Annotated in this window: 9 protein-coding genes; 3 read left to right on the top strand and 6 right to left on the bottom strand. The window is 49.8% G+C overall.

Going from position 1 to position 11,861, the window contains the following annotated elements; translation table 11 throughout:
- Window positions 1–33 precede the first annotated feature (33 nt).
- The 6 genes from mnmE to QZ303_RS08655 form a co-directional block, all read right to left on the bottom strand.
- Window positions 34–1,590 (bottom strand): tRNA uridine-5-carboxymethylaminomethyl(34) synthesis GTPase MnmE, encoded by a 1,557-nt coding sequence (mnmE, locus tag QZ303_RS08680; RefSeq protein ID WP_295731751.1) that lies wholly within the window; start codon window positions 1,588–1,590, stop codon window positions 34–36.
- A 4-nt stretch (window positions 1,591–1,594) separates the two neighbouring features.
- On the bottom strand, window positions 1,595–2,470 hold the full coding sequence (locus QZ303_RS08675) for a DNA/RNA non-specific endonuclease (protein ID WP_295731749.1): 876 nt from the start codon (window positions 2,468–2,470) through the stop codon (window positions 1,595–1,597).
- A 330-nt stretch (window positions 2,471–2,800) separates the two neighbouring features.
- On the bottom strand, window positions 2,801–4,897 hold the full coding sequence (locus QZ303_RS08670; RefSeq protein ID WP_295731747.1) for a M3 family metallopeptidase: 2,097 nt from the start codon (window positions 4,895–4,897) through the stop codon (window positions 2,801–2,803).
- 101 nt (window positions 4,898–4,998) lie between these two features.
- Window positions 4,999–6,135: an endonuclease/exonuclease/phosphatase family protein gene (locus tag QZ303_RS08665; RefSeq protein WP_295731745.1), complete on the bottom strand. Its 1,137-nt coding sequence runs from the start codon at window positions 6,133–6,135 to the stop codon at window positions 4,999–5,001.
- 14 nt (window positions 6,136–6,149) lie between these two features.
- Window positions 6,150–6,839, bottom strand: coding sequence for a rhomboid family intramembrane serine protease (locus tag QZ303_RS08660; protein ID WP_295731743.1), 690 nt, complete (start codon window positions 6,837–6,839; stop codon window positions 6,150–6,152).
- Between the two features lie 121 nt (window positions 6,840–6,960).
- Window positions 6,961–7,737, bottom strand: a complete 777-nt coding sequence (locus QZ303_RS08655; RefSeq protein ID WP_295731741.1) for a rhomboid family intramembrane serine protease — start codon at window positions 7,735–7,737, stop codon at window positions 6,961–6,963.
- Window positions 7,738–7,993: 256 nt separating this feature from the next.
- On the opposite strand from QZ303_RS08655, the gene QZ303_RS08650 reads away from it, so the two are divergent.
- The 3 genes from QZ303_RS08650 to QZ303_RS08640 all read left to right on the top strand — a co-directional run bounded on the left by QZ303_RS08650 (window position 7,994) and on the right by QZ303_RS08640 (window position 11,822).
- Window positions 7,994–9,502, top strand: coding sequence for a catalase (locus tag QZ303_RS08650; protein ID WP_295731739.1), 1,509 nt, complete (start codon window positions 7,994–7,996; stop codon window positions 9,500–9,502).
- Between the two features lie 249 nt (window positions 9,503–9,751).
- A complete protein-coding gene (gene folD, locus QZ303_RS08645; RefSeq protein WP_295731737.1) occupies window positions 9,752–10,639 on the top strand; it encodes a bifunctional methylenetetrahydrofolate dehydrogenase/methenyltetrahydrofolate cyclohydrolase FolD in 888 nt (295 codons plus the stop codon).
- Between the two features lie 31 nt (window positions 10,640–10,670).
- Window positions 10,671–11,822: a CapA family protein gene (locus QZ303_RS08640; RefSeq protein ID WP_295731735.1), complete on the top strand. Its 1,152-nt coding sequence runs from the start codon at window positions 10,671–10,673 to the stop codon at window positions 11,820–11,822.
- The last annotated feature ends 39 nt before the right edge of the window (window positions 11,823–11,861 follow it).

Raw genomic sequence — 11,861 nt, 5'->3', positions numbered from 1 at the left:
TTACACCAGATGGCACCAGTTGTCACCAATAGGCTACTTGCCGATGCAGAAGCGGGAGAAGATGGAGGAGAGGATTTGTAGGGTGGAGATGGTACCGGTTATTTCACCGAGGTGATTGAGGGTATGGCGGAGATCCTGGGCGATGAATTCCGGTGGAATGGCCGATGAAAGGCCGTCGATGACGCGGCATATAGCGTCGTGGGCTTCAGTCAGCGACTGGTAATGGCGTGCGTTGGTCACAACGACATCGGTCGATGTGAGGATGTCGGTGCCCGCGCATTGAAGCAATAAGGACTCTATATCACCTCCTTGGCCATTTTTGGCGCTATATTCTGTTTGATAAAACTGCATTTCATGTTCACGGCAGAACGCTTCAATGTCATTTTCAACGGTGCGAATCTTGTCGTGCCCATTGCAACTCAGGCTACACCCAGAGGCATCCTTGCTTGAGTGTGACAATGCGTTGTTTCCTCCTGCGATGTCCGCCTTGTTCCATAACAAAAGCAGAGTGGGGTAGGGTATCGTCCCGTTCATGTCGTGATGCGACATGCCGTATCTGATTGCACAATCACTTTGATATAACTGTATGTCATTGGAATTTGTTTCCCCCCCGTTGCTTCCACAGAGTGCTGATGCCACTCTGTACCATGCTTCGCCAAGTGTGTGGGGTCGTGACATGTCTGCCACGAGAACGATTATCGATGCGCGGCATACACAATCAAGTGTACGCTCAATCCCCATCTCCTCGATTGTGTCGTCCGTCTCGCGAAGTCCCGCAGTGTCAATGAACCGGAAAGTTACACCTTCAATCTCGGCCGTATCCTCTATCGTGTCACGCGTAGTGCCGTGGATGTCGCTCACAATCGCTCGGTTGTCATGGAGCAGACGGTTGAGCAGCGTCGACTTGCCGACATTCGTTGCCCCTACGATGACTGTTGGTATGCCTTCGCGGAACGCTTGGCCTTTGCGGAAGGTCGATGCCAGGCCGCTGACCACGTCTCTTACCTCCACGGCGATTTCCATGAGCCGCTCGCGCGATGCGAACTCCAACTCCTGGTCCGAGAAGTCCAGTTCAAGCTCGATAAGCGATGCAAGTTCCAGCAGGCTTTTGCGAAGTCCGGCTATGCGTTTTGAAAAATCACCTTTCAATTGGCTGAGCGCAAGCCTGTGGGATGCCCGTGAGTTACATGCTATCATGTCGGCCACCGCTTCAGCTTCAGCCAGGTCGATTCTGCCCGACGCGAATGCCCGACGTGTGAACTCTCCCGGTTCAGCCATGCGGCATCCGTTGACCACGAGCGCGTTGAGAATCTCATGCTGCACGTAGACCGACCCGTGCACAGACAGTTCCACGACATCCTCGCCCGTGAATGAATGAGGGCCTCGGAATATCGTCGCCACCCCTTGGTCAAGACGTTCGCCATTGCTGTCGGTCACCCATCCCAGATGCGCCGTGTGGCTGTCGCATGAGACTAACGCTTTCCCGCGCCAGATTTTTCCAACGATTTCGATGGCCTCATTGCCGCTTATTCTTACTACTGCCAAGCCGCCCACTCCCCCCGGAGTGGATATAGCACAAATTGTTGACATATACTTACTTTATTACCGACCAGTTATGGAATCTGCACTGACTCTCCACTTCGTTTTCCACTGCATCGGGCAATGTCGAGAAAAAGTCATGTCCAGTGACTGCCTCCACTTCGTCTATTGACACCGCCGCCTGCTGCATGCCCCCTTTCACATATCCGTTGTTCATTATAAATCCTATTCCACGAGGAGGATTGGCATACGGTGACAGGATTACTTTGAAAAAACGCTTCGGTACCACCACACGTGTGTCGCCGATTGTCTCCTTCAGGCTATCTGTCAATATCGGCCCGCAGATTATATATATGGCACTGTCTGCGCGAGCCCATGTCCTGCATTTAGTCTCAAGTCTTTTCCACGTCCCAGTGTTCAGACTTTTCACTTGCGGGCACACGTTCGTCATATAGAATGATTCGCGCATGGCATCTGCGTCCCATTTCATGTCGCCGGCAGGTGCCATGTGTCCGCGATCGTAGCCGGAATAGCTATAATCCCACGGGTCTGCACATCCGTCCACATCCTCATCTGCGGTAAAGCTCTGTGCTCGTGGCTCTTCCCCCTGAGTTTCAGTTCCGGTAAGTTCCCATGCCACCCAGTTGGGGATATGGGCTTCGGGATTGAACGACACCGTCATACCTTTATAATATAGGATCTTTTCTTGGAGTGCAGGATTAGTCACGACGTATCCCAGGCTGTCGAACGACGTTGACGATTCCGTGCCCATGTTTCCGGAGCATCCTTTTACGTTCCCGGATGTCCATATTATGGCCATTGCTGCCAGCATTAGGAATCCTATCATAAGCAGCCTGGCGTTTATGCTCATTCCGTGACTGGTGCTACGGCCATTGCGCCGTTTGCGTTTGTTTACTGATGTTTTCGACATAATGGTGCAAAGATACGCAAAATCAATAGAAGGGTACAAACAAACTTATGCTTTCCCAGTCACCTGTATTTATCAGCCTCAGTCTCAGCTCCTACCATCTGAGGCCATTCTCTGCAAGGCAGAGCGCTTCGCGATGACTGACAGCACCCTACCGTCCCGACACAAAAACGGCGGTGTACCGAATCTCGACACACCGCCTTGCCGTAAAGGAGAATCATACCGGATTGCTTTTCTGATATCCAGGATGTTATCCGACAAAATCCATAAAAGCGTCGTATCACAGTGTTATGACACGACGCTTTTTATGGTTGATGTAATTGGACGATTCAGTTATTTCCCTTCGGAAGATTTTACGGTTATTGACTTGGACGAATCGGGGATAAGGCCGCGGTTTCTCAACAGTGCATTGACATCGGGTTTGCGACCACGGAAGTTGATGTAGAGTTGCATTGGATCCTCTGAACCGCCCATCTCGAGTACGTTCTCGCGGAAGGCCTTGGCGGTGGCAGGGTCAAAAATACCACGTTCCTTGAACAACTCGAACCCGTCGGCATCGAGCACTTCAGCCCAAAGATAGGTATAGTACCCAGATGCATACCCGTCACTGCCGAACACATGCTTGAAGTAAGGTGAGCGGTAACGATACTGTACCTCTCCGGGCATGTCGAGTTTTGCAGCTACGGATTTCTCGAAGTTCTCCACGTCGATATTGTCTGTAGACGTCAGCTTGCCCCATTCGAGATCGAGGAGGGCTGCGCCGGCAAGTTCCGTCGTAGTGAATCCCTGATTGTGTGTGGCTGCTTTCTGAAGTTTCTCTATGAGAGCGTCAGGAATCACTTCGCCGGTCTTGTAGTGACGGGCAAAACTGCGCAGCAACTCCGGCTCCATGGCCCAATGCTCATGAATCTGCGAGGGAAGCTCCACAAAGTCGCGGTCGACGTTGGTACCGGCCTGGCTCTTATACTTGGCGCGCGAAAGCATGCCGTGGAGACCGTGGCCGAATTCATGGAACATTGTCTCCACCTCGTCGAGGGTAAGGAGCGACGGAGAGTCGCCTGTCGGATGGGTAAAGTTGCAGACATTGAATATAACGGGACGCTCTGCCCGGCCGTCATCGTCAACCCAGGAACCTTTGAACTCGCTCATCCATGCCCCCTGTCGCTTTGACGGGCGTGTGAAGTAGTCGGTCATGAATACGGCCACATGATTGTCGGCAGCGTCGCGTACGTCGTAGACGGTGACTTCCGGATCATATTTAGGCGCGTCTGGCATTTCCGTGAAGGTGATGCCATAGAGCTTGTTGGCCATTGTAAAAATGCCTTTGCGCACACTGTCGACATGGAAATACTGGCGCACTTCATCCTCGTCGAGCGCATATTTATCTTTACGCACCTTCTCGGCGTAATAATAGTAGTCCCAGGGCTCAATTTTTATTCTGGCGCCTTCCTTGTCTGCAAGAGCCTGCATTTCGGCCACTTCTTCATCTACGCGCTTTATGGCCGGCTTCCAGATCTGCATAAGCAGCTCTTCGGCGTTCTTTACGTTCTTCGCCATGACATTTTCGGTCATGTAGTCGGCATAGTTGTTATATCCAAGTAGGTTGGCCTTGCGTGTACGGGCCTTTAGTATCTCGGCGATTACTGGATAGTTGTTGTACTTGCCGGATGAAGCAAGAGTAGTATAGCCTTTATACATTTTCTCACGTAGCGATCGTGAATCGGCGTATTGGAGAAGAGGAAGGCGTGACGGCGCGTGTAGTGTGAATACCCACTTCCCTTCGCCAAGACCGCGCTTTTCTGCTTCGGCTTTTGCGACAGCCACACTTGTAGCGGGAAGCCCGGAAAGTTCCTTTTCGTCATCAACGACAATCGAGAATTCATTGGTGGCTGAGAGGAGATTCTTGTTGAACTTCAGGTAGAGGTCGGCAAGCGAAGTGTTGATTGTCTTTAGTTCTTCCTGGCGTTCTGCATTGAGAAGCGCTCCGTTGCGCACCATGTCCTTGTAGGCTTCCTCTACGGCAAGCATCTGTGCGCGTGTATATCCTGCCTTATTCCGGTTGTCATACAATGTCTTGATGCGTTTGAACAGTCCGGAATTCATGGATATTTCATCGGTATGTGCTGAATACATCGGATAAAATTCCTCGCCGACAGAGGTCATCTCTGGAGTTGAGTTCGACTCGTCCAGATTGAAGAATACCATGCACACTTTATCAAGAATCGGGCCGCTATGGTCAAGAGCCACGATTGTATTGGCGAACGTAGGTGCTTCGGGATTATTCACGATAGCGTCTACAGCCTTACGCTGCTCGGCTATACCTGCTTTCAGAGCTTGTAGATAGTCGGGCGTAGTGATGCGGTTGAACGGTGGAATACTGTAAGGAGTGTCATACTCCGTCAGAAATGGATTCTGATGTTGCTGTGCCATTGCGTGATTGGCTGTTAACGAGCATACGGCGATGATTGACGCGGATGCTGCGGATGATAGAAATCGGTTCAAAACGTTATTGTGTTTGGTTGATATTTGTTTCAAGATGAGTGTGACGTGTCTGACGGGTTCCATAGGAACGTTGCCGTCAGGGGATAATGGTCGGAACTTTTCATGTTGCCACGGACGATGTCGACCGCGCGCATGTCGCCGCGATACAGAATCTGGTCGATATGGAAGTAAAAGCGGCTGTCGATATATGTGATTGTGGGACCGAACGCACTGTCGGTGTATGCGTCGCGCATTCCTGCGTCGCATATGCAGCGGTAGGCATAGTTGCTCTGAACATCGTTGAAGTCGCCGGTGAGTATGGCGTTGCCGGGATGATTTTCAAGGAATTGGCGTATGTGGCGCGCCTGTTCGGCACGGAGACGGAAAGCTTCGGCGAGTTTCGACAAGATGCTGTTCTTTACCTGCGATAGTTCCGAACGGGTAGGGGATTCGAGCCGCTTGTCGGTCAGTTCGCGATAAAGGGCCTTGTCGTCAGGTGTCAGGCCGATAGACTGTAGATGGCAGTTGACCACAAGCAAAGGCCGGCCTTCTACATCGAGTTCATATGCCGAATAGTGGGCCGTTTCCCACTGCGGTTGCGGAGTGGGGATTATTTTGAAAGGATATTTGGAGAACAATACTTCACCAACCTGGTCGGTGAAGTTGCGGTAAGGATAAATGTCCTTGATTGAATCCATCTGTGCTTTGTAGCGTACCGACGGATTGTAAGCTTCCTGAAGGCAGACTATATCGGGCTGTCCGGCGATGATCTGTCCGAGAGTGCGGCTACCCCACGAGGGCGGTGTGGCACTGTCGGACTTTTCATATTCATGGTCTGTGAAACCATACACGTTGTAGGTCATCACCGTGAAACTGCGCTGACGTTCCGATTCCGACAACGAGCCGCCTATATGTATAGGTGAGATCGTGAATATTGCCGGCGAAGCGACAAGCAGACCTACTACCGGGATGAAAGCGGATTTACGCCATAGGATGTAGGAGACAGGGAGCATGACAAGCATCGCCATAATCCATATCGGGAAACTCATTCCGAATAGCTGCGGCAACACGGATACGGACGGATCGATGGAACCGCCATATGCCGAAACAAGCAGGCCTACGACTATTAATAAGTCAAGGATTGTTATTATGACGCGTGTTAATTTTCTGACGGGGTTGATCTTCATGACTGTTGATATTACTACCGTGATCTACGTGATACTTCAATCAATCTTCTCTTTTCTTGACCCGACAGTGATGAGTATCCTGACCGCCTGACTTTGTCGAGTATTTCATCAAGCGCCTGCTCGTCATTCTCGCATTTCCCGGAGACATGACTGCTTAAATTTGGCCGACCGGCTCTTCGATAATGTTTTGCTGATTTCAGCGTAAAGAATGTGGACAGGTCTCTGCCGTGGCGCAGCATCAAAGCATATGTCAGACCAAAGGCAGCTCCGCCGAGGTGTGGTATTGCGCTTCCTCCGCCCAGCGATGATATGACGATTGTTATCACGGCAATCCATTTCAAGGAAACTTCCCCGAATAAGATCATGTTCCAGCGGTAGTTGGGGTGGAGTATGGCTGTTGCTGTCACTATGGATATCACCGATGCCGATGCTCCGACGAGAGGTGCCGGATGCCATAACATCAATCCTCCGAGAACGGAGAACAGCAACGCTCCGGCGATGCCGCCTCCGAGATAAAGGAAGTAGACCTGCCGCGGGTGGGCTGTAAAGGTGAATACGCTTCCAAACCAATACAGCCAAAGCATATTGAAAATAAGATGGAATATATCGACCTGTACGAACATGTAGGTGATAAGTGTCCATGGATGCAACGCGACAGAGCGCAGGCTGCCGGGACATTCGAGCCATGACACAGTTGCGGCCATGACACCTGAATTGAATAATGATGCAATGAGTTGCCCGACAATGATCAATGCAAAAACAACCACATTGATTATTATCAGACGTATGACCGGGCCGCTGTTGTGCCACATTGCTTTGAGTGTGTCAATAAAAATCATTTCTGCGAATCACTCCCTGATGTTTCCAATAAAGAATAAGCAGTACGCCGAAAATCATTCCACCCAGATGGGCGAAGTGCGCGATGCCGTCGTTGGCCGAACTTACTCCGAGTGCAAGTTCGATGAGCCCGTAACCAAGCACCATCCATTTGGCCTTGATTGGAACAGGGATGAACATGAGGTAGAGCGGACGGTTGGGGAAAAGCATCCCGAAAGCGAGCAGTACGCCATAGATAGCTCCAGAGGCACCGATTGTCACGAGATAATGATTGTAAATCATTTGCAGGCTCTCACCTACGCTCCCTACGGAGAAGCCCATGTCGACGCGTTTTATCGCATCGGCCATTTCCGGGAAGTCTACGCCATAAGCGTTGGCGAGTACTTTTACCGCAAGATCTTCGGCGGTGAGCATCCAGGTGAATTCCTGGATCAAAGCAGCTCCGACACCGCAGGTTATGTAATAAAACAGGAAGCGCCCTCCTCCCAGCACTCTCTCGAGTGTGATGCCGAACATGAAGAGAGTAAACATGTTGAAAAACAGATGGGCTATGCTTCCGGTATCATGCATAAACATGTATGTGAGTAGTTGGGCGACGTTGAAGTCATCGCCTTTCCAATAATGCAATCCTGCTATGTCAAGTACCTTCTCGGAAGTGGCGTGAGGGAAAACAATCATCGCAATCCAAATGATTACGTTGATGATTATGAGATTTTTTGTTACCGGAGGCATGGCGCTCCAGAATGAATTACCGTTGCGGAACATAAATCGTGTTTCAATAATTATTTTATGAACTTACTTACAGTAAAGAGGTTTCATATTTTTCCGTGTGCAAAATTAATGAAAATTACGTGGAATTGTTGTGTTTGGCGAATGTATTTGCTTAAGAAGCATCTTTTAACCTGCATTTTAGTATCTTTCATGTTTGTTATGGTTGGGCTTGCCGGATTCAACAACTTTTTTATACATTCTGGTGTTATGACTAACACATTTTTACTGATTATAAATTCATTGTGATTGTATGGACAAGAAAAGACTTACCGCTGAAAACGGGCGCCCTATCCCCGACAACCAGGATGTTCAGACCGCAGGCTTGCGTGGACCACTATCTGTGCAGGATCCGTGGTACATTGAAAAAATTGCTCACTTTGACCGCGAAGTCATTCCCGAGAGGCGCATGCATGCCAAAGGGTCAGGAGCTTTCGGCACATTTACTGTCACGGACGACATCACCGAATTTACCCGGGCCTCGATTTTTTCAAAGGTGGGAAAGCAGACACCCTGCCTTGTGAGGTTTTCGACAGTGGCAGGGGAGCGAGGGGCTGCCGATGCAGAGCGCGACATACGTGGTTTCGCCATGAAGTTCTATACCGACGAAGGTAATTGGGATCTTGTCGGTAACAATACTCCGGTGTTTTTTCTCCGTGACCCGTTGAAATTCCCCGACCTCAATCATGCGATAAAGCGAGATCCGCGCACAGGCATGCGTAATCCTACGGCCAATTGGGACTTCTGGACTTTACTTCCGGAGGCCCTTCATCAGGTTACGATAACAATGTCGCCACGTGGTATTCCGGCTTCATTCCGCAATATGCACGGGTTCGGAAGCCATACTTACAGTTTCATCAACAAGGATAACAGACGGGTATGGGTAAAGTTCCATTTCCGTACACTTCAAGGAATAAAGAATCTTACCGATCAGGAGGCAGAAGCTATCATAGCGAAAGATCGTGAGTCGCACCAACGCGATTTGTTTGAAGCTATAGAACGTGGTGAATTCCCGCGTTGGAAGCTACAGGTGCAGATTATGACCGAAGATGAAGCTGCCAAATATCATGTCAATCCATTCGATTTGACCAAGGTTTGGTATCATAAGGATTTTCCTCTGCGAGACGTCGGAATTCTTGAAATTAACCGCAATCCTGAAAATTTCTTTGCGGAAATAGAACAAGCCGCTTTTAATCCTACCAATATCGTTGACGGGATAGGTTTCTCTCCTGACAAGATGCTCCAAGGACGGCTTTTCTCATATGGAGATGCTCAGCGCTATCGTCTTGGGGTAAACCACAACCTCATCCCGGTCAATCGTCCTAAATGCCCGTTTCATTCGTATCATCGTGATGGGCAGATGCGTACTGACGACAATTATGGCGCTGCTGTGGCATACGAACCGAATAGTTTCGGCGAATGGAAGGACTCCCCGTCAAGGAAGGAACCGCCGATGGAACTACATGGAGACCTCTATAATTACGATGAACGTGACTATGACGACGACTACTACACTCAGCCGGGTAAGTTGTGGCGCCTGATGAGCGATGACGACAAGAAAGCTACATGCAGTAATACTGCGACCCAGATGGAAGGTATACCGTTGTTCATAAAGCAGCGGCATGTGAGGGCGTGCCATAACGCGGATCCGGAGTATGGGAAGATGCTTGCATCGTCATTGGGGATTGATCTTGCTGAGGCTCTTGTGGCAGAGGATCCAGCTCGACCATCCTGGGATAAACGCGCATGCGTCAATAGATAGCTCCTCCGGCTGCCTGATTAATACGGCATCTGAAGTATCAAATATTTGTCAGCTTGTTTCTACCAGACTTATACCCGTATTGCCGGTGGTAGGAGCAAGCTGCCGTTTTTTGCCTGTGGCATGATTTTAGGCATTATTAATAGGATGGATATTGTGTCGTCAATCGGAAATTTCTAAATTTGCATTGCTTTAGCCGTATTTTAGACCGGCTAAAACATTCCGGAATTTATCAGCTAAAATCAAGGATATATGACACTCATTGACGGAAAGAAGGTGGCCGACACAATCAAGGAAGAGATTGCAGCCACTGTGGATGCCATGGTGGCGCAAGGTAAGAAACGTCCTCATCTGGCGGCTATACTCGTCGGACACGATGGGGGAAGCGAGACATATGTGGCTCATAAAGTTCGAGCATGTGAGCAATGCGGTTTTACCTCTACTCTGATTAGAATGGAAGATGACGCTACAGAAGCAGAACTTCTTGAGGCCGTAGAGCGTCTCAACAACGATCCGGATGTTGACGGGTTCATTGTGCAGCTTCCGTTGCCTAAACATATATCCGAGCAAAAAGTGATTGAAGCAATTGATTATCGGAAGGATGTCGACGGTTTTCATCCTATCAATGTCGGACGTATGTCCATAGGGTTGCCATGCTACCTTTCAGCCACTCCTGCCGGAATCATCGAGCTATTGGCGCGCTATGAAATCCAGACCAAGGGAAAGCATTGCGTGGTGCTTGGCCGCAGCAACATAGTCGGCAAGCCTGTCGCATCGCTTATGATGCAGAAGCATATTCCCGGAGATGCCACTGTGACGGTATGCCATAGCGCAACGGAGAACCTGAAGGATATCTGTCGCCAAGCTGATATTATAATTGCCGCTCTCGGACATCCGGGATTCGTCACCGCCGACATCGTAAAGCCGGGAGCCGTGATAATAGATGTTGGCACAACTCGTGTTCCCGATTCTTCCCGTAAAAGCGGCTTCCGTCTGCGCGGCGATGTCGATTTTGACGAGGTGGCTTCTCTATGTAGTTATATAACTCCTGTGCCGGGAGGAGTTGGCCCTATGACTATCTGTTCCTTGATGAAAAATACTCTCCTTGCCGGACAAGGTGCGATATACCCTCGAGGTTAATCTGCTGGCCTGATTCTCGTCACGTAGTTTGATGACACCGCTTTTTTGTCTGCTGATTTCGCTTGCTTCCCTTCTTACCTGGGGCGATGAACCGCCCCAGGTTACTCTTGTTTTTGCAGGTGATGCCATGCAGCATCAGGCACAGATTGATGCTGCTCGTCGTGTCGGAGGTAAATATGATTACTCTGATTGCTTTCGGGAGATTACACCTTATATAACAAGAGCTGATTACGCGGTGGTGAATCTCGAGACACCGCTTGGTGGAGCACCATTCTCCGGTTATCCTTGTTTCTGCGCTCCCGACGAATATCTGGATGCGTTGAAACGCGCAGGTTTCGACATGATGCTCACTGCCAACAATCACACTCTTGATAGACGCGACCGGGGCTTGAAGCGGACGATTGATCGTCTTGACTTGGCCGGAGTGGATCATTTGGGTACATACCGGAACAAGGCCGAGCGCGATTCCTTGCTGCCTCTGATTCGCGATGTGGAGGGATTTCGTATAGCTTTCCTGAACTATACTTATGGAACCAATGGGATAAAGACGCAGACCGATGCTGTCGTCGATTATATCGATCGCGTCCTGATGTTGTCAGATATAGAAAAGGCGCGGAAGGCAGGCGCGGAGATTGTGACTGTGTGCATACATTGGGGAGATGAGTATAGCCTATTGCCAAACTCTTCTCAGCGTTCACTTGCCGATTTCCTTGTTGATAGCGGGGCGGATCTTGTCATTGGCAGCCACCCCCATGTGATTCAACCTATGGAGATGCGTACCGATTCACTCGGACGACGTGCAACAGTGGTTTACTCGCTTGGTAATTTCATATCGAATATGCGTACACGAGACACTCGGGGTGGTGCCATGGTTCGCGTGCGCCTGTCACGTGATATGTTCGGACGTGCTGTTATCGATACCGCCGACTATCGCCTTTTCTTCACACTTCCTCCGCTTCCTTCCGTGGCCAATTTTCGTGTTATCCCGGTCGAAGCCGTTTGCGATGAGTCTCGGAACGATATTCCATCACAATGGGGAGTTCGGTGCAAAGAGTTCATCCGCAGCGCTGAGTCAATATTCGGCAAGCACAACAAATGTGTGCCGCGTGATACGTCATCGCTGATTTCCCTTGAATTGAAAAATGTTGACACTTTTGAGCATACAACTCAAAAGTGTCAATGATAGAGAAAACAAGATGTATTGCAGGAAAAGACGATGTAA

Origin of the sequence: uncultured Muribaculum sp., assembly GCF_910583865.1 — a bacterium.
In the GTDB taxonomy this organism is placed as follows: Bacteria; Bacteroidota; Bacteroidia; order Bacteroidales; family Muribaculaceae; genus Muribaculum.
The sequence above is the reverse complement of the archived record's forward strand: the minus strand, read 5'-3'. Positions and strand labels throughout refer to the sequence as shown.